The organism is Micromonospora sp. URMC 105 (assembly GCF_051386295.1).
Taxonomy (GTDB): Bacteria; Actinomycetota; Actinomycetes; order Mycobacteriales; family Micromonosporaceae; genus Micromonospora.
This window is the reverse complement of record NZ_JBPQTL010000024.1, coordinates 1-17,795: the sequence shown is the minus strand read 5'-3', so window position 1 is coordinate 17,795 and position 17,795 is coordinate 1. Positions and strand designations below refer to the sequence as shown.

The window sequence follows — 17,795 nt, the reverse complement described above, 5'->3', positions numbered from 1 at the left end:
CCCGCCGACGTTACCTGGCAGTATGGCCGGGTGACCGAGGCAGACGGGCACGGCGGCAGGAACATCCCACGACAGGGCGTCACCGAGCGCCGGCGAGGTGACGAGATGGCGGACGAGGCCACCGGCGGACGGCGGCGGGCGGCGCCCGCGGCAGCGGCCGCCAAGCCCCCCTCCCGGGTACGCATGTCCGCCGCGCAGCGGCGGGAGCAGCTGATCGCGATCGGCCGGCAGATCTTCGCCGAGCGCGGTTTCGACGCCACCTCCATCGAGGAGGTGGCGTCGCGCGCCAAGGTCTCCAAGCCGGTGGTCTACGAGCACTTCGGCGGCAAAGAAGGCCTCTACGCGGTGGTGGTCGACCGCGAGGTGCGCGCCCTGCTGGACCGGATCACCACCGCGTTGACCGCCGGGCATCCGCGCGAGCTGCTGGAGCAGGCGGCGTTGGCGCTGCTCACCTACATCGAGGAGGAGACCAGCGGGTTCCGGGTGCTGGTCCGGGAGTCGCCGCTGATGTCGGCGACGGGCAACTTCAGCAGCGTGATGAACGACGTCGGGCACCAGGTGGAGCACATCCTGGCGGCCGAGTTCTCCGGCCGGGGGTACGACCCGAAGCTGGCCGAGCTCTACTCGCAGGCCCTGGTGGGGATGGTGGCGCTGACCGGCCGCTGGTGGCTGGAGGTGCGCAAGCCGCGCAAGGAGACGGTGGCCGCGCACCTGGTGAACCTGTCCTGGAACGGCCTGTCGCACCTGGAGTCGAAGCCGGGGCTGATCACCCGCAAGCGGGCCTGACGCCCGGGGCGGCCCGGCTCAGCGGGTGCCCGCCTCGGAGATCGGGTGTCGCCGGTCGTTGCGCTCCTTCTCGGCGTGCTCGTCCGTGCCGACCTTGTCGTAGAGGCCGGTGGCGAGCAGCAGCAGCCCGAAGACCATCGACACGATCACCGTGGACATGGAGAAGTTCAGGAAGTTCACGGTGGTCTGCAGCACCGACATCATGGCGATGCTGGTGATCATGAAGACCGCCCCGGCGGTCAGGTTCATGTAGTGGCCGAGGTTGCTGCGCCGGGACGCGCCGATCAGCAGCACGATCCCGAAGGCCACCGACACCAGCGAGAACGCCAGGTTGGTGCGGAGTCCGAGCGCCCAGTGGGAGCCCCGGTCGAACAGCGGCTCCCCCCAGGTCTCGAAGACGCCCCAGACGCCGAAGACCAGGATGTAGAGCCCGACCAGCCCGGCGATGACCCGGTACAGCGGGCGCGCGGGGTGGTTCACCGGAAAGTGCGCCATGACCCCTCCGTCCGACTACGACCTCTTTCCGGGCAATTCTCCCCCAGACCGGACCCCGCCGTCCGGCAAACCGTCGGGCAGCCGCGCCGACGAAAGATCCCGCCCCGCCCGGGCGCGAGCCACGGGCGGAGCGGGATCAGGACGCCGGAGCGCGACCGACGGATCAGAGGACGAGGCGGGCCTTCTCGAAGGCTTCCTTCTCCTCGTCGGTGCCGACCTTGCCGTACATGCCGGCCATCAGCAGGACGAGGCTGAGCGTCAGCACCACGATGTCGGTGATGATGGTGAAGTTGAAGATGTTGGCGTCGGTCTGCAGGAACGCCAGCTCGGCCAGGCCGAGCACCATCAGGCCGTAGGCCAGGAACTGGTTGATCGCCACGTCGAGGTTGCGGCCGATCACGGTGCCGGCCAGCACGACGATGCCGAGCAGGATGCTGAGCAGCGAGAACCCGAGGTTCGTCCCCTGACCCAGGACCTTGGTGTCATCCTGGGCGAAGAGGTCGTTGCCGGCGCTCGCGATGAGGCCGAGCACACCGAAGACCACCAGGTACAGACCAACGAGCCCGCCGATCGCCCGGTAGATCGGCCGCGCGGGGTGGTTGACGGGGGTATGGGCCATGTCTGAGTCTCCAACGCCGTGGGGATGAGAGAGGTCGGCGACAATTGTCCCGCACGGCGGGATGTGACGCCGCACACGGCCCCCGTCTTCCGGTGCGCCGCCGGTCAGACGGGCGGGATCTCGTCGGCCAGGGTGAGCCAGGTCTCCTCGGTCCGCTCGCGTTCGGCGCGTACCTCCTTGAGCTGCGCGTCGAGTTCGGCGACCTTGGCGTAGTCGGTGGCGTGCGCGGCCAGCTGGTCGAGCAGCCCGGTCTCCTTCTGTTCCAGCTTGGCGATCTGCCGTTCCAGCCGGCCCAGCTCCTTGCGGGCCTGCCGGGCCTCGGCGGCGGACATGCCGGTCGGGGCCGCGGCGCCCGGCGCGGCCGTGGGGGCCGCCGAGGTACGCGCCGGCTCCGCGCCGCCGGCCCGTGCCAGGTACTCGTCGACGCCGCCGGGCAGGTGCACCAGCCGGCCGTCGCCGAACATCCCGTACGCGACGTCGGTGACCCGCTCGATCAGGTAGCGGTCGTGGCTGGCCACGATGACCGTCCCGGGCCAGGAGTCGAGCAGGTCCTCCAGCGCGGCCAGGGTGTCGGTGTCCAGGTCGTTGGTGGGCTCGTCGAAGAGCAGCACGTTGGGCTCGCCGGCGAGCAGCCGGAGCATCTGCAACCGGCGGCGCTCGCCGCCGGAGAGGTCGCCGACCGGCGTCCAGAGCCGCCGGTCGTCGAAGCCGAAGATCTCGGCGAGCTGGGCGGCGGAGACCTCCCGGTCGCCGAGCTGCACCCGGCGGGCGACCTCCTCGACGGCCTCCAGGACCCGCAGGTCGCCGGGGAGTTCGGCCAGTTCCTGCGACAGGAACGCGGGCCGGACGGTCGAGCCGGTGTGGAAGCGCCCGCCGTCGGGGCGGGTGACGCCGGCGAGCATCCGCAGCAGGGTGGTCTTGCCGGCGCCGTTGCGGCCGAGGATGGCGATCCGGTCGCCGGGGCCGACCTGCCAGGTGGCGCGGTGCAGGATCTCCTTCGGGCCGGCGAGCAGCCGGACGTCCTCCAGGTCGTACACCTGCTTGCCGAGCCGGGCGGTGGCGAGCCGTTGCAGCGACATGGTGTCGCGCGGCGGCGGGACGTCGGCGATCAGCGCGTTGGCCGCGTCGATCCGGAACCGGGGCTTGGAGGTCCGGGCGGGCGGGCCGCGGCGCAGCCAGGCGATCTCCTTGCGGAGCAGGTTCTGCCGGCGGGCCTCGGTGGCGGCGGCGACCCGCTCGCGTTCGGCGCGGGCCAGCGTCCACGCGGCGAAGCCGCCCTCGTACGCCCGGACGGTCTGGTCGGCGACCTCCCAGGTGTTGGTGCAGACGGCGTCCAGGAACCACCGGTCGTGGGTGACCACGACCAGCGCGCCCTTGCGGCCGACCAGGTACTTGGCCAGCCAGTCGACGCCGCCGACGTCGAGGTGGTTGGTGGGCTCGTCGAGGATCAGCAGGTCCGACTCGCGGACCAGCAGCGCGGCGAGCGCGACCCGGCGCCGCTCGCCGCCGGACATCGGGCCGACGGGCTGGTCGAGGCCGAGGTGGGGCATGCCGAGGCCGTCGAGGATGGCCCGGACGCCGGCGTCGCCGGCCCACTCGTGCTCGGCGCCCATGCTCTGGGCGAGCCAGGCGGTGCCGAGCACCACGTCCCGGACGGTGGCCTCGGGGGTGAGCGTGAGGCTCTGCGGCAGCCAGAGGACCCGCAGGTCACGGCGGTGGGTGACCCGCCCGGCGTCCGGTTCCTCCTGCTTGGTGAGCAGCCGCAGCAGGGTGGACTTGCCGGCGCCGTTGAGGCCGACCACGCCGATCCGGTCGGCGTCGTCGAGGCCGAGCGAGACGTCGGTGAGCAGCGGCCCGGCGGCGCCGTACCCCTTGGACACCCGGTCCAGGTTGACGATGTTGGCCACGACCTCACCTCCCATGATCAAGGCGTCCCGGTGCCGGCTGGCACCTGGGGACGCCTGGCCTTCCAGGGTACGCGGACACCCGGCCGGCCCCGCGCGGCGCTGCGCTCCGCCCGCTGCGCGGCAGGTCGCCGGGTCCGGCCGGGACACGCCGCGGTCGAGGCGCGTGCCCGGCGGGCGGCGCGTCCGGCCAGGTCAGCTGATCCGGGCTCCGATGACCGGCCCGTGGGCGACCCGGGCCTCCCGGCACACCTCGGCCGCCTCCAGCTCGCCGGCGATCCGCTCCGCGTGGGCGGCGTCGGTGGCGAGGAAGACGCAGGTGGGGCCGGAGCCGGAGACGATGCCGGCCAGCGCGCCGGCCGCCTCGCCGGCCTTCAGGGTGTCGGCCAGCGACGGGCGCATCGCCAGGGCGGCGTCCTGGAGGTCGTTGCCGAGGGTGGCGGCGAGCACCCGCGGGTCGCGCTGGCGCAGCGCGGCGAGTAGCGCGTCGGTGCTGCCCAGCGGCTCACCGGCGCTGCCGGCGTCGCGGAGCCGGTCCAGCTCCCGGTAGGCGGCCGGGGTGGAGAGCCCTCCGTCGGCGATGGCGACCACCCAGTGCCAGGAGGTGGGCCGGGCCAGCACCGGGCTGACCGCCTCGCCCCGGCCGGTGCCGAGGGCGGTGCCGCCGTGGATCAGGAAGGGCACGTCCGAGCCGAGGTCGGCGGCGATGCCGGCCAGTTCGTCGCGGGACAGCCCGGTGCCCCAGAGCGCGTCGCAGGCGACCAGCGCGGCGGCCGCGTCGGCGCTGCCGCCGGCCAGCCCGCCGGCGAGCGGGATCTGCTTGCGCAGGTGCAGCCGGGCGTGCGGCATCACCCCGGCGTAGCCGGCGAGGGCGTGGGCGGCCCGGATCACCAGGTTGGTGTCGTCCAGGGCCAGCTCCCCGGCGCCCTCGCCCTCCATGGTCAGGGTGAGCGTGTCGCCACGGCGGGCGGTGAGCTCGTCGTGGATGGAGATGGCGTGGTAGACGGTGTTCAGCTCGTGGTAGCCGTCGCGGCGCAACGGTCCCACCCCGAGGTGCAGGTTGACCTTGGCCGGCACCCGGACCCGGACCGGTCCGCTGGCGCCGCGCCGCTGCTGCTCGTCGTCTTCGTCCGGTCGCCAGGCCTCGGTCACGGGGCGAGTTCCCGCAGGCGCAGGCGGATGTCGAACGGCTTGGTCACGATCAGCTCCTCGGCGGAGTCGGCGACCGGCTCGTACCGGCCGTCGACCAGGTCGTACGCGTACAGGTGCAGCGGATCCTGCTCGATCCGCCAGTAGTGCGGAATGCCCGCGTCGGCGTAGTCGGCCGGCTTCTCCAGCCGGTCCCGGCGCCGGGTCCCGGGCGAGACCACCTCCACCGCGAGCACGACCTGCTCGGGCTCGAAGTAGTGGTGATCGGCCGCCACCGGACGCTTCAGCAGGACCACGTCAGGTTCGAGGGTGTTCCGGTAGTTGATCGCCACCCCGACCGCGGTGGCCGGCGTCAGCTCGACCGGCGCGTGCTGCCGCAGCCACGTCCAGAGCAGGTTGCCGATGGTCTGATGACCGAAGGTCGGGGATGGAACCACGACGAGGACTCCGTCACGCAGCTCGACGCGGGGGGCGTCGTCGGGCAGGGCCAGCACGTCCTCGACGGTGTGGTTGGCCAGCCGCTGCCGAACGGGGTCCGGGCTCCACATCCCGTGGGCGGTGGGGTCGATCGGCTGCGCGGTCACTGGTACACCTCCTCCGCGGACACGGGGCCAGACTACTGCGCGACGGGCGCGACGGACGGAGCCGACGCGGCGATGGCGGCGAACTGCTCGACGGTGAGTGACTCCCCGCGTGCGCCGGGGTCCACCCCGGCGGCGGTGAGCGCCGCGGCCGCCCGGTCGGCGCCGCCGGCCCAGCCGGCCAGCGCGGCGCGGAGCGTCTTGCGGCGCTGCGCGAACGCGGCGTCCACCACGGCGAACACCCGTTCCCGGGCGACGTCGTCGCGGGGCGGCTCGCGGCGGGTGAAGGCGACCAGGCCGGAGTCGACGTTGGGCACCGGCCAGAACACGTTCGGTGGTACCTTCCCCGCGGCCCGGGCCCGGGAGTACCAGGCCAGCTTCACCGACGGGACGCCGTACACCTTGGAGCCGGGACCGGCGACGAGCCGGTCGGCGACCTCCTTCTGCACCATCACCAGGCCCTGCCGCAGGGTGGGCAGCTCGGCCAGCAGGTGCAGCACCACCGGCACCGCGACGTTGTAGGGCAGGTTCGCCACCAGCGCGGTCGGGGCCGGGTCGGCCAGGTCGGCGGCGCGGACCCGCAGCGCGTCGGCGTGGTGCACGGTGAGCCGGCCGGCGTCCGGCCCGGCGTGCCGGGCGGCGGTCTCCGGAAGCGCGCCGGCCAGCGTCCGGTCGATCTCCACGGCGTGCACGTGAGCGGCGACCGGCAGCAGGGCCAGGGTGAGTGAGCCGAGACCCGGCCCCACCTCCAGCGCCACGTCGTCCGGGGCCAGCCCGGCGGCGGTGACGATCCGGCGGACCGTGTTCGGGTCGTGCACGAAGTTCTGGCCGAGCTTCTTGGTGGGGGCGACGCCCAGGCGGGCGGCCAGTTCCCGGATCTCCGCCGGGCCGAGGAGTCCGGTCACGCCCGTAGCGTAGCGGCGGCGCCGGGCCGGTTCACCACGGGCCGAAGACCCGGTCGCCGGTGGCGGAGATGGCGGCGCAGAGTTCGTCGAGGTCCGCGCCGGTGGTCGCGGCCAACGACCGGACCGTCAGCGGGATCAGGTACGACGCGTTCGGCCGCCCCCGGTGCGGCATCGGGGTCAGGTACGGCGCGTCGGTCTCGACCAGGATCTGGTCCAGCGGGGTCAGCGCGGCGGCCTCGCGCAGCGCGGTGGCGCTGCCGAAGGTGACGGTGCCGGCGAAGCTGAGCAGGTAGCCCCGGCGGACGCACTCGGCGGCGAACTCGGCGTCGCCGGAGAAGCAGTGCAGCACCACGGTGTCCGGCGCGCCCTCGTCGTCGAGGATGCGCAGCACGTCGGCGTGCGCGTCGCGGTCGTGGATGACCAGCGCCTTGCCGTACCGCTTGGCGATGGCGACGTGCGCCCGGAAGCTCTCCTCCTGCGCGGCCCGCCCCTCGTCGCCGCTACGGAAGAAGTCCATTCCGGTCTCGCCGACGCCCCGGACCCGGTCGCGGGCGGCGAGCGCCTCGATCTCGCGCAGCGCCTCGTCGAGGTCCGCCAGCCGGGGCGCCTCGTTGGGGTGCAGCGCGACGGTGGCCAGCACCGCCGGGTACTCTTCGGCGACGTCGGCGCCCCAGTGGGACGAGGCCACGTCGACGCCGACCTGCACCAGCCGGTCCACGCCGACGGCGGCGGCCACCTCGATCGCGGCGGCAACCGGGTCCTCGGCGGGACCACCGCCGGGCACGCCGGCCTCGCTGACCGTGATGTCCAGGTGGGTGTGGCTGTCGAGCACGGGGCGGGGCAGCGCCTCCGGCGCGGGCGGGAACTCCCCCGCCCGGCGGGCGGCCCGCTGCTTGCGGGTTTCGGTCGGCTCACTCATCACGGCCAGCATCACACACCGCCACCTGCCCACGTTTCTCGGACGCCATCGACTGTTCACCGGTCTGGCATGAGCCGCGATTACCGTCTGCAGGATGACCGTCACCCCTCAGGCCAGCGACACCGGCTTGCGCGTCGGGTACGAGGGCGCGATCTATCCGGCGGAGGAGATCGCCCGGGGCGCGGCGTACGAGCTGTTCAGCGCCGACGAGGTACCCGGTTTCGAGTGGTCGCCCCGGCCGGGCAGCGCGCTGCCGTGGCGGAAATTCGTGCACGTGACCGAGGTCGGCGCGGTGCACGGCGGGGCGGAGCCGGCCGAGGAGCCGGACGCGCCGCTGCTGGTGCCGCTGCACCGGGAGCGCGGCTGGGCGTACGTGCACCAGCTCAGTCAGCAGCCGGCGGCGGCCGGGGACCCGACGCTCACCGCGGTGCGCGCCTCGGCGGTGGTGCGGCGCGGCACCCGGATGGTCAAGGTGCTCTCCGCCCAGCAGCTCGCCGGGTACGTGCGGGGTTGGCTGCCGCACGGCTTCTGCTACCGGGAGCACGACGTGGCGCACCTGCGTACGCCGGGGGCGCTGGCGGTGCTGCGCGGCGACGGCGTGGGCGGCGGCGACGAGGTGGCGTACGCGCTGCGCTGGCGGGCCGCCGACCCGGTCGACTACGAGGTGCCGGCCGGCCCGGCGCACCGGGGCCTGCTGGCGCTGCCGCCCCGGGACCGGCTCGGCCCGCCGGTGCTGGGCACCGGGTTCGTGCCGAGCAACGCGCAGCTGATCCCCGAGTTCGTCACCCGGGACTGCGCCGACCTGCCCATGCCGGCGAACGCCACCCTGGTGGCGTACCCCGCGCAGGGGGTGGAGGTGGTGCTCTACAGCTACCAGGCGGAGCAGCGCGGCTGGTTGCGGATGGTCGGACCGCAGTGGCGGCACCTGCTCGCCGCGGTGCCGGGGCTCTCCCCCGACCAGGAGTACCTGCCCACCGGGGAGGCGCCCCGGGCCACCCAGCTCGTCGGCCGCTACGCCGGCACCGAGTACGAGGCGGTGGCCGACCTGCCGGGCGGGTTCCGGGTGCTGGCGATGACCCGGGCCGCCCGCTACCCGGTGGAGTCGGTGGCCCGGCGGCTGCGGTACGCGCGCTGGCGGGACGTGCCGTGCCTGGTGTTGCGGGAGGAGGCGGGGTGGCTGCGGTTGCGGCTGTGCCGGCCGGATCCGGACGCGGTGGTCGGCACGGGGGCGCAGTGCCACGAGCGGGGCGTCTACGAGACGTGGGCGCCGGGCAGCGAGGTCACCGACGACCAGGTGGTGGACGTGCCGTACGCGCTGTGACGAGGCGCGCATAACGGGCAGTGGCGCGGGAATGCGCGGGGGCGTCCGACATCGGAGATCAGGAGACCCCGCATGCCTTTCGTCACCGTCGGGACGGAGAACTCCGCCCCCATCGACCTGTACTACGAGGATCACGGCTCCGGTCAGCCGGTGGTGCTGATCCACGGGTTCCCGTTCAGCGGCTCGACCTGGGAGAAGGTGTCCATCCCGCTGCTCAGGGCCGGCTACCGGGTGATCACGTACGACCGGCGGGGCTTCGGCGCGTCCGCCCAGCCGACGACGGGGTACGACTACGACACGTTCACCGCCGACCTCGACGTGCTGATGACGGAGCTGAACCTGCGGGACGCGATGCTGGTGGGGCACTCGATGGGCACCGGTGAGGTGACCCGCTACCTGGGCGCGTACGGGTCGGGCCGGGTGAGCAAGGCGGTGCTGCTGGCCCCGCTGGCGCCCTTCCTGCTCAAGACGGCGGACAACCCGGAAGGCGTCGACAAGCAGCTCTTCGAGGGCTTCCAGCAGGCCATCCGGGCCGACCGGTTCGCCTACCTGACCAGCTTCTGCGACGCCTTCTTCAACTACTCGGAGAACAAGGGCAGGTGGGTCAGCGAGGAGGCGTATCGGGCGCACTGGAACATCGGCGCGATGGCCTCGGCGACGGGCACCCACGACAGCGTGGACGCCTGGCAGACCGACTTCCGGGCCGACCTGCCCCGGATCGACGTGCCGGTGCTGATCGTGCAGGGCGACAAGGACAACGTGCTGCCGTACCCGGTGACCGGGCAGCGGCTCCAGCCGATGCTGCCGAACAGCCAGCTGATCACGTTGAAGGGCGCCCCGCACGGCACGCCCTGGACGCACGCCGACGAGGTCAACCAGGCGATCATGAACTTCTTCGCCCAGCCCAGCATGGCCCGCGCCTGACGGGACGGATCGAAAGACCGGCGGCGCGGCCCCAGGGGCCGCGCCGCCGCGTGCGTCTCAGCCGGCCAGGCGGGCCAGCTCCTCCTCGACGATGGAGGGGTCGAGCTTGCGGAAGACCGGCTTCGGCGCCGCGAGCGGCCGGCCGGCCTCCACCGGTACGGACTCCCAGCGCGCCCCGGCCGTGTAGTCGCCGGTCAGCACCGGGTACGCCGGGCCGCCGTCGAGGTCGTCGACGTCCTCGATCACCGGCATCGGCGCGTGCACGCCGGTGCCGCCGAGCAGCTCGTGCACCTTCTGCGCGGAGTGCGGCAGGAAGGGGGTGAGCAGCGTGTTGGCGTCGCTGACCACCTGGAGGACGACGTGCAGAATGGTGCCCATCCGCGGCTTGTCCGCCTCGTCCTTGAGCTTCCACGGGGCCTGCTCGGAGAGGTACTTGTTGGCCTCGGCGACCACCTTCATCGCCTCGCCGATGGCCTGCTTCTGCCGGTGCTTGGCGATCAGGTCGCCGACGACGGCGAAGCCGGCCCGGGCGGTGGCCAGCAGCGCCTCGTCGGCCTCGGTGAGCCCGGCCGGGTCGACCGGGGGGATCGCGCCGAAGTTCTTCGCCGCCATGGAGATGGACCGGTTGACCAGGTTGCCCCAGCCGGCGACCAGCTCGTCGTTGTTGCGGCGGAGGAACTCGGCCCAGGTGAAGTCGGTGTCGTTGCTCTCCGGGCCGGCCACGGCGATGAAGTAGCGCAGCGCGTCGGCGTCGTAGCGCTCCAGGAAGTCCCGGACGTAGATGACCACCTTGCGCGACGAGGAGAACTTGCGCCCCTCCATGGTCAGGTACTCGCTGGAGACCACCTCGGTGGGGAGGTTGAGCGGGCCCAGCTCGCCCGGCTCGCCGTCGTTGCCGCCCTCGCCGGAGTAGCCGGAGAGCAGCGCCGGCCAGATCACCGAGTGGAAGACGATGTTGTCCTTGCCCATGAAGTAGTAGCCGCGGGCGTCCTTGCCCTCGCCGTCGGCCGACCACCACTTGCGCCAGGCCTCCGGGTCACCGGAGCGGCGGGCCCACTCGATGGAGGCGGAGAGGTAGCCGATCACCGCGTCGAACCAGACGTAGATCCGCTTGTCGCCGCGGTCGCGCCAGCCGTCGAGCGGGATCGGCACGCCCCACTCCAGGTCCCGGGTGATCGCCCGGGGCTGGAGGTCGTCGAGCAGGTTCTTCGAGAAGCGCAGCACGTTGGGCCGCCAGCCCTCCCGGGCGTCCAGCCAGTGCCGCAGCACGTCGGCCAGGGCGGGCAGGTCGAGGAAGAAGTGCTCGGTCTCGACGAACTTCGGCGTCTCGCCGTTGATCTTCGACTTCGGGTCGATCAGGTCGACCGGGTCGAGCTGGTTGCCGCAGTTGTCGCACTGGTCGCCGCGGGCGCTGTCGTAGCCGCAGATCGGGCAGGTGCCCTCGATGTAGCGGTCCGGCAGGGTCCGGCCGGTCGACGGGGAGATCGCACCGGTGGTGACCTTGGGCACGATGTAGCCGTTGCGGTGCAGCCCCTGGAACAGCTCCTGCACCACCGCGTAGTGGTTGCGGGTGGTGGTGCGGGTGAACAGGTCGTAGGAGAGGCCCAGCGCCCGCAGGTCCTCGGCGATCACCCGGTTGTACCGGTCGGCCAGCTCGCGGGGGGTGACCCCCTCGGCGTCGGCCTGCACCTGGATCGGGGTGCCGTGTTCGTCGGTGCCGGAGACCATGAGCACGTCGTGGCCGGCCATCCGCATGTACCGGGCGAAGACGTCGGAGGGAACGCCGAAACCGGAGACGTGGCCGATGTGGCGCGGGCCGTTGGCGTACGGCCAGGCGACCGCCGCGAGAACGTGACTCATGACCAGCAAGCCTAGTGACCGCGCCCCGGTGGCCGCGAACCAATAGGCCTCCCCGTGTCGGGGCCGACACCGCCGAGGGTCGATCCACCCCCGGCCATTCGTCCGATTTGTCGCCGACACGCGGCCTGAGCTGCCCGGCCTCTCCCCCGCTGCGGTGTCCAATGAACGCCGTGACTGGCAGACGAGCGGCACCGGGGCGCGACGAGAAGTCCCCCGGCACCAGGACGGACCCGCCGGGCGGCCCGGCCGCGCCGGCGCGGGGCGGCGCGGTCGCGCCCCAGCCGCGGGTGGTCCCGGGGCCGGACGAGACGCCCGTCGAGGTCGAGCCGACCACCGGCGCGCCGGTCGACGCGCTCCCGCGCCGGGTCCCGGTCCGTCAGCCGGCGCGCGGCCCGCGCGCCGACGGCGCCACCGACGGGGGTACGGCCGACGCCGACGCCGCCTTCTGGCCGCCGATCGAACAGGTGCACTGGGACGGCACTCCGCTGCGCGAGGAGCCGAAGCGCGGCGAGCGTCCGCCCGCCGGGCCAGCCCGGCCGCGCGCGACCCGCGCACCGCGCCCGCCGGACCCGGTGCAGGGGCTGGCGGTGCTGGTGACGCTGAGCCTGGTCGCGGCCTTCTTCGCCTGGGTGAGCGCCGGCCCGTTCTGGCTGGCGGTCGGGCACGCCACCGAGGGCACGGTGGTGATCACCGACTGCGCCGGGGACGGGTTGGCCCAGCGCTGCCGGGGCGTCTTCTTCGCCGACCGGGGCCGGTTCCTCGCCCACGGCGTCCGGGTCACCGGGGTGCCGAGCGAGCGCCGCGCCACCGGTACGGCGCTGCCGGCGAGGATGACCGGGCCGGGCGACGACACCGCGTACGCCGACACCGGGATCGGCCGGCACCTGCGCTGGCTGCTCGGGCTGCTGGTGATCACCGGCTGCGGCGCCGGCATCGCCCGGGGGACCGGGGCGTTGCGGCTGGCCGACGCGCGGCACCGGCGCTGGGCGACGGCCGGCGCGTACGGCGGGCCGGCGCTGATCACGCTGGGCTTCCTGGTCGTCGCCTGGTGAGGCGCCCGCCTCAGGCGTGCACGACGGTGTAGACGTCGCGGCGGCGCAGCCCGTACCCGGCGGCGACCTCGCTGATGGCGTCGCGCCGGGACAGCCCGGCGGCCTCCCGCTCGGCCACCGCCGCGCGCAGCGTGTCGTCGTCGGGGCGTTCCGCCGTCCGTTCCGGTGCCCCGGCGACCACCAGGGTGATCTCGCCGCGCGGTTCCCCCTCGGCCGCCCAGTCCGCCAGCTCGCCGAGCGGCCGGCGGACGATCTCCTCGTACGTCTTGGTCAGTTCGCGGCAGAGCGCGGCCGGGCGGTCGGCGCCGAAGGTGGCGGCGAGGTCGGCCAGCGCGCCGGCGATCCGGTGCGGGGCCTCGAAGAACACCAGGGTCCGCTCCTCGGCGGCCAGGGCGCGGAGCCGGGAGCGCCGGCCGCCGGGCGAGCGGGGCAGAAAGCCCTCGAAGCAGAACCGGTCACTGGGCAGGCCGGACAGCGCCAGCGCGGTGGTCACGGCGGTGGGGCCGGGCGCGCAGGTGACCGGCACGCCGGCGTCCAGCGCGCCCCGGACCAGCCGGTAGCCGGGGTCGGAGACGCTGGGCATGCCGCCGTCGGTGACCAGCGCGACCTGGTATCCGGCGGTCAGCACGTCGACCAGTTCGGGGGTACGCCGCTCCTCGTTGCCCTCGAAGTAGGAGACGATCCGGCCGGCGACGGTGACGTCGAGGTCGCGGGCCAGCCGGGTGAGGCGGCGGGTGTCCTCGGCGGCCACCACGTCGGCGGTGGCGAGCACCTCGCGGAACCGCGCGGAGGCGTCGGCCGGGTTGCCCAGCGGCGCGCCGAGCAGGACCAGGCGCCCGAGCTCGGACTTTTCACCCACGTGATGCGCTCCTTCATCGACGAGCGTGCCGGTCTCGGCGGCGGTGGGCGCCACCGGGCACCTTCAGAGCCTACGATCGCCGGGTGACGAGTGCGTCGACAGCACAGAGCGCGAACGAGACCGGACCCGACCAGGGGACCCCGACCAGCGACGGTGGCGGGGTTCCGGCCGTCGTGCGCCGCCGGCTCGCCACGGTCGAGGCCCGGTTGGACGTGCACTCCTGGATCGCCACCGCCGTGGTGGTGGCGATCGCCGCGATCCTGCGCCTGCTCGGCCTGAGCAAGCCCAAGGGCAAGATCTTCGACGAGATCTACTACGCCCGCGACGGCTACGGCCTGATCGACAAGGGCGTCGAGTGGAACTACAAGGACAACGGCCCGTCGTACGTGGTGCACCCGCCGCTGGGCAAGTGGCTCATCGGGCTCGGTGAGTGGGCCTTCGGCTACTCCGACCAGGAGCACAACATCTCGGTGCCGGGGCACCTGCTGACCACCGCCCCGGAGTTCGGCTGGCGGTTCTCGGCGGCGGTGGCCGGCATCCTCTCCGTGCTGATACTGACCCGGATCGCCCGGCGGATGTTCCGCTCCACCACCCTGGGCTGCGCCGCCGGTCTGCTGCTCGCGCTGGACGGCTTCCACCTGGTGCTGTCCCGCACCGCGCTGCTCGACATCTTCCTGCTGCTGTTCGTGCTGGCCGCGTTCGGCGCCCTGGTGCTGGACCGGGACGCCCGGCGGCGGCGTTGGGCCCGGGCGCTGGAGGACGGGCTGGACCCGGGCGCGCCGGGGCGGGCCGGGCGGCCGGCCGGCGGCTGGCGGACCTGGCCCTGGTGGCGGCTGGCCGCCGGGGTGCTGCTCGGCTGCGCGGTCGCGGTGAAGTGGAGCGCCCTCTACTTCGTGCCGGCGTTCGCGCTGCTGGTACTGCTCTGGGAGGTCGGCGTCCGCCGCTCCGCCGGGGCACGCCGCCCGTGGCGGGACACGGTCCTCGACGAGCTGCCCTGGCTGGTGCTCGCCGGGCTGCTGCTGGTGCTGACGTACGTGGCCACCTGGTCGGGCTGGCTGCTCGGCGACGACGGCTACTACCGGCTGGCTTCCCGCTACCCCACCGTCGCCGGGCTGAGCGACACCCCGATCCTCGGCGCGCTGAACAACCTGTACCACTACCACCGGGCGGCGTTCGACTTCCACACCGGGCTGGTGACCCCGCACAAGTACCAGTCGTGGCCGTGGCAGTGGCTGCTGCTCGGCCGGCCGGTGGCCTTCTACTGGTCGGGTGACGGCAGTTGCGGGGCGCCGAGCTGCGCCTCGGAGATCCTGCTGCTGGGTACGCCGCTGCTCTGGTGGTCGTTCCTGCCGGCGCTGGTCGCGACCGCCTGGCTGGGCCTGGCCCGGCGGGACTGGCGGGCCGGGGCGATCCTGCTGACCCTGGCCGCCGGCCTGCTGCCGTGGTTCTGGTTCGCCCTCGACGGCCGGACGATGTTCTCCTTCTACGCCGCCCCCGCGCTGCCGTTCCTGGTGCTGGCGGTGGTCTACGTACTGGGCGCGATCGTCACCCCCGCCACCGGTGCGGGGGTCGCGGCGAGCGAGGCCGACCTGGCGCGTGACGACGACCGTCGCCTGATCGGCGGGGTGATCGTCGGCGCGTACGTGCTGCTGGTGGCGCTCTGCTTCGCGTACTTCTACCCGATCTTCGTGGGCAACCTGCTGCCGTACGACGACTGGTCGGCCCGCATGTGGCTGGACGGCCGCTGGATCTGATCCCGTACTCCCGCAGCGGCCCCGAGCCGTCGGCGGGGCGGGGTGGCTGCGTGGATCTTGATGCAGCCGGCGGGAGAACGCCGCCGGCTGCGGCCGCGAGCTGGGCGGCGGCGGCGCCGACGGGGGCGCGGAAGTGGCGCACAAATAGCGCGCGCCCCGATCGCCTGCCACGGGGGAAGCGGGCGATTGGGGCGCGCAAGACAGAGCTTAACCACCCTTCGGCACCGGCACAACGGGTCGACTTGGGTCAGATTTCCGACGGATGCCGGGCCGGGCAAAAGGTTTACGTCCGACAGTTGACACATGGTCACCGACCGCTCCACGATCCGCCGCCGACGGCGAGCGGGTCCGTACCGATTCCTGCCCGATCAGGAGGATCGGCACGGGGACGGACGGCGGAGGCGCCGGCACCCCGACGGCTTCCGGGAGATCGACGGGAGACCACCGGATCCCACCCGGGCGGTCCGGCGCCGGCCGCCGATCCGGGCGCCGCAGACGGTGACCACGGCCCGCCGCGCCCCGGATGATCATCCAGAGTGGACCGCACTACACTCCGCCCGGTGATCAACAAGAGACGTTCGACGGCCGTCCTGATCGGACTGCTGGCGGCCACCGTGCTGACCGGTCCCGCGCCGGCCGTGGCGGACGAGGAGACACCCGCCGAGCCGCCGAAGGTCGAGCTGGTGCTCGACGTCAGCGGCTCGATGCGGGCCCGGGACATCGACGGCCGCAGCCGGATCTCGGTGGCCCAGCAGGCGTTCAACGAGGTGGTCGACGCGCTGCCCGAGGAGACCCAGCTCGGCATCCGGGTGCTCGGCGCGACCTACCGGGGCAAGGACAAGAAGCAGGGCTGCCTGGACACCCAGCAGATCGTGCCGGTCGGGCCGGTCGACCGGGTGCAGGCGAAGGCCGCCGTGGCCACGCTGCGGCCGACCGGCTTCACCCCGGTCGGGCTGGCGCTCCGCTCGGCCGCCCAAGACCTCGGCACCGGCAGCACCACCCGACGGATCGTGCTGATCACCGACGGCGAGGACACCTGCGCCCCGCCGGACCCCTGCGAGGTCGCCCGCGAGCTGGCCGCCCAGGGCACGAAGCTGGTGGTCGACACGCTCGGCCTGGCCCCCGACGAGAAGGTACGCCGGCAGTTGCTCTGCATCGCCGGTGCGACCGGCGGCACGTACACGGCGGCGCAGAGCGCCGAGGAGCTGAGCGGCCGGATCAAGCAGCTGGTGGACCGGGCGAATCAGACGTACACCGCCACGCCCACCGTGGTCGGCGGTACGCCGGACTGCGCCAAGGCGCCGCTGCTCGCCCCCGGCGTGTACAGCGACCGGGAGGCGTTCTCCGAGCACCGCTGGTACCGGGTGCCGGTCCGGCCGGGGCAGGAGCTGCGCGCCTCGGTCAGCCTGGCGCTGGACCGGCCGATCAACCCGGACCACGGGGTGCTGCTGCGGGCCACCACCGCCGACGGCCGGGAACTGGTGCGCGGGGTGGACGCCGGCAGTGGGCGTACCGACGTGGTCTCGGCCGGCCTGCGCTGGTCGGCGACGGAGGACGGGGCCACGCCGACGCCCGCCGCCGATGCGGCGTCCGGGCCCGCCACGACGGTGTGCCTGGTGGTGAGCAACTCCTTCGCGCCCCGGCCGGGCACCCGGGTGACGCCGGGAATGCCGGTCGAGCTGACCGTCGACGTGGTCGCCTCCTCCCCCGCCCCGGCCGCGCCGGATCTGGGCCGGGGCTGGCTGCTGCTCGCCCTGCTCACCCTGGCCGGCCTGCTCACCGGCCTGGTCGCCGGGCTGCTCACCCGCTGGTGGGTCGCCACCTGGAGGGAGAACTGAGATGCGTACCCCGATGATCGTGGCCGGCGTGGCGCTCGCCGGCGCGCTGGCCCTCCCGGCCGTGCCCGCCGCGGCCGCCGTCCCCACCCCCTCGCCCGGCGCCACCCCGGTCGCGCGGGCCGGCACGTCCTTCCTCACCGCCACCGGCATCGCCGCCGGCCAGCCGGTACGGATCAGCGCCTCGACCGGCGACCACCTCTACTGGTCGTTCCCGGCCTCGGCCGGGCAGCGGCACGAGATCAGCGCGACGGTCTCCTTCCCGAAGGCCCGCACCGGCGCCTCCACCTGGACGGTGGAGGTCTTCGACGGGCTGCGCCGCCGGCAGGCCTGCACGGCCGGGGCGCAGACCCCCACCGTCGACGCCTCCGCCGGCAGCGTCTCGCTGGGCTGCACCCTGCGCGAGGTGCGCTCCTGGGCCGAGCCGTGGTCGGCCGACCCGCTGCCCGGCACGTACTACGTCCGGCTGTCGGTGACCGACCTGCCCGAGCCCGACCTGGGCCTCCCGATCGACGTCGAACTGCTGGTCGGCGCGGACGGCGAGGGCTCGCGCGACGACGGCGAGCTGAAGGCGCCGCTGGTGTCGAACACGAAGGCCGGCACGGTGCTGACCGGGGAACCGGCGGCGGCTCCGGCCGAGGAGGCGGACGGCGGGATCGCCGACTGGCTGCCCGCCCTCGGCTCGCGCTGGATCTGGAGCACCCTCGGCGGGGTCCTCGCCGCCGTGGCCGGCGTGGTCGGCTTCGCGCTGACCCGCCGCCCGCGCCGGCCCTGACCGCCGGCGGTGGCGGCGGCGAGGCACGACCCCAGGTAGACGCTGAGCGAGGCGCGG

Annotated in this window: 16 protein-coding genes; 7 read left to right on the top strand and 9 right to left on the bottom strand. The window is 73.8% G+C overall.

Annotation, left to right across the window (positions count from 1 at the left end; translation table 11 throughout):
- The first annotated feature begins 105 nt into the window (after window positions 1-105).
- On the top strand, window positions 106-786 hold the full coding sequence (locus tag ACSNN7_RS10955; RefSeq protein ID WP_436680613.1) for a TetR family transcriptional regulator: 681 nt from the start codon (window positions 106-108) through the stop codon (window positions 784-786).
- Between the two features lie 18 nt (window positions 787-804).
- Here the strand turns inward: ACSNN7_RS10955 and ACSNN7_RS10950 are convergent, their stop codons facing one another.
- The 7 genes from ACSNN7_RS10950 to ACSNN7_RS10920 all read right to left on the bottom strand — a co-directional run bounded on the left by ACSNN7_RS10950 (window position 805) and on the right by ACSNN7_RS10920 (window position 7,370).
- The gene (locus ACSNN7_RS10950; protein ID WP_436680575.1) at window positions 805-1,281 is read right to left on the bottom strand and encodes a DUF4383 domain-containing protein; all 477 of its coding nucleotides are present in this window, start codon (window positions 1,279-1,281) and stop codon (window positions 805-807) included.
- Between the two features lie 163 nt (window positions 1,282-1,444).
- Window positions 1,445-1,900 carry a DUF4383 domain-containing protein gene (locus tag ACSNN7_RS10945; protein ID WP_436680574.1) on the bottom strand — a complete coding sequence of 152 codons (456 nt, stop codon included), beginning with the start codon at window positions 1,898-1,900 and terminating at the stop codon, window positions 1,445-1,447.
- A 104-nt stretch (window positions 1,901-2,004) separates the two neighbouring features.
- A complete protein-coding gene (locus ACSNN7_RS10940) occupies window positions 2,005-3,807 on the bottom strand; it encodes an ABC-F family ATP-binding cassette domain-containing protein (RefSeq protein WP_436680573.1) in 1,803 nt (600 codons plus the stop codon).
- Between the two features lie 192 nt (window positions 3,808-3,999).
- Window positions 4,000-4,956, bottom strand: a complete 957-nt coding sequence (locus ACSNN7_RS10935) for a 4-(cytidine 5'-diphospho)-2-C-methyl-D-erythritol kinase (RefSeq protein ID WP_436680572.1) — start codon at window positions 4,954-4,956, stop codon at window positions 4,000-4,002.
- Complete coding sequence (locus tag ACSNN7_RS10930; RefSeq protein ID WP_436680571.1) at window positions 4,953-5,537, bottom strand: Uma2 family endonuclease; 585 nt, start codon at window positions 5,535-5,537, stop codon at window positions 4,953-4,955. Before ACSNN7_RS10930 ends, ACSNN7_RS10935 begins: the two co-directional genes overlap by 4 nt.
- 32 nt (window positions 5,538-5,569) lie before the next feature.
- Window positions 5,570-6,439 carry a 16S rRNA (adenine(1518)-N(6)/adenine(1519)-N(6))-dimethyltransferase RsmA gene (rsmA, locus tag ACSNN7_RS10925; RefSeq protein WP_436680570.1) on the bottom strand — a complete coding sequence of 290 codons (870 nt, stop codon included), beginning with the start codon at window positions 6,437-6,439 and terminating at the stop codon, window positions 5,570-5,572.
- Between the two features lie 31 nt (window positions 6,440-6,470).
- Entirely contained in the window at window positions 6,471-7,370 is a 900-nt protein-coding gene (locus ACSNN7_RS10920) for a TatD family hydrolase (protein WP_436680612.1), read from the bottom strand.
- An 82-nt stretch (window positions 7,371-7,452) separates the two neighbouring features.
- On the opposite strand from ACSNN7_RS10920, the gene ACSNN7_RS10915 reads away from it, so the two are divergent.
- Both ACSNN7_RS10915 and ACSNN7_RS10910 read left to right on the top strand, forming a co-directional pair.
- Entirely contained in the window at window positions 7,453-8,679 is a 1,227-nt protein-coding gene (locus ACSNN7_RS10915; protein WP_436680569.1) for a hypothetical protein, read from the top strand.
- A gap of 72 nt (window positions 8,680-8,751) precedes the next feature.
- Complete coding sequence (locus ACSNN7_RS10910) at window positions 8,752-9,603, top strand: alpha/beta fold hydrolase (protein ID WP_436680568.1); 852 nt, start codon at window positions 8,752-8,754, stop codon at window positions 9,601-9,603.
- A gap of 57 nt (window positions 9,604-9,660) precedes the next feature.
- On the opposite strand, the gene metG is transcribed toward ACSNN7_RS10910, so the two are convergent.
- The gene (gene metG / locus ACSNN7_RS10905) at window positions 9,661-11,463 is read right to left on the bottom strand and encodes a methionine--tRNA ligase (RefSeq protein ID WP_436680567.1); all 1,803 of its coding nucleotides are present in this window, start codon (window positions 11,461-11,463) and stop codon (window positions 9,661-9,663) included.
- A gap of 161 nt (window positions 11,464-11,624) precedes the next feature.
- Here metG and ACSNN7_RS10900 point away from each other — a divergent pair, with 161 nt between their 5' ends.
- Window positions 11,625-12,515 (top strand): hypothetical protein, encoded by an 891-nt coding sequence (locus ACSNN7_RS10900; protein WP_436680566.1) that lies wholly within the window; start codon window positions 11,625-11,627, stop codon window positions 12,513-12,515.
- A gap of 10 nt (window positions 12,516-12,525) precedes the next feature.
- Here the strand turns inward: ACSNN7_RS10900 and rsmI are convergent, their stop codons facing one another.
- Window positions 12,526-13,374, bottom strand: coding sequence for a 16S rRNA (cytidine(1402)-2'-O)-methyltransferase (rsmI, locus tag ACSNN7_RS10895; RefSeq protein ID WP_436680565.1), 849 nt, complete (start codon window positions 13,372-13,374; stop codon window positions 12,526-12,528).
- 83 nt (window positions 13,375-13,457) lie between these two features.
- On the opposite strand from rsmI, the gene ACSNN7_RS10890 reads away from it, so the two are divergent.
- From ACSNN7_RS10890 to ACSNN7_RS10880, 3 genes are all read left to right on the top strand, one after another.
- Window positions 13,458-15,128, top strand: coding sequence for a dolichyl-phosphate-mannose--protein mannosyltransferase (locus ACSNN7_RS10890; RefSeq protein ID WP_436680564.1), 1,671 nt, complete (start codon window positions 13,458-13,460; stop codon window positions 15,126-15,128).
- 560 nt (window positions 15,129-15,688) lie between these two features.
- Window positions 15,689-16,966 carry a VWA domain-containing protein gene (locus ACSNN7_RS10885; RefSeq protein ID WP_436680563.1) on the top strand — a complete coding sequence of 426 codons (1,278 nt, stop codon included), beginning with the start codon at window positions 15,689-15,691 and terminating at the stop codon, window positions 16,964-16,966.
- A 1-nt stretch (window position 16,967) separates the two neighbouring features.
- On the top strand, window positions 16,968-17,738 hold the full coding sequence (locus tag ACSNN7_RS10880) for a peptidase (RefSeq protein ID WP_436680562.1): 771 nt from the start codon (window positions 16,968-16,970) through the stop codon (window positions 17,736-17,738).
- Window positions 17,739-17,795: the final 57 nt, after the last annotated feature.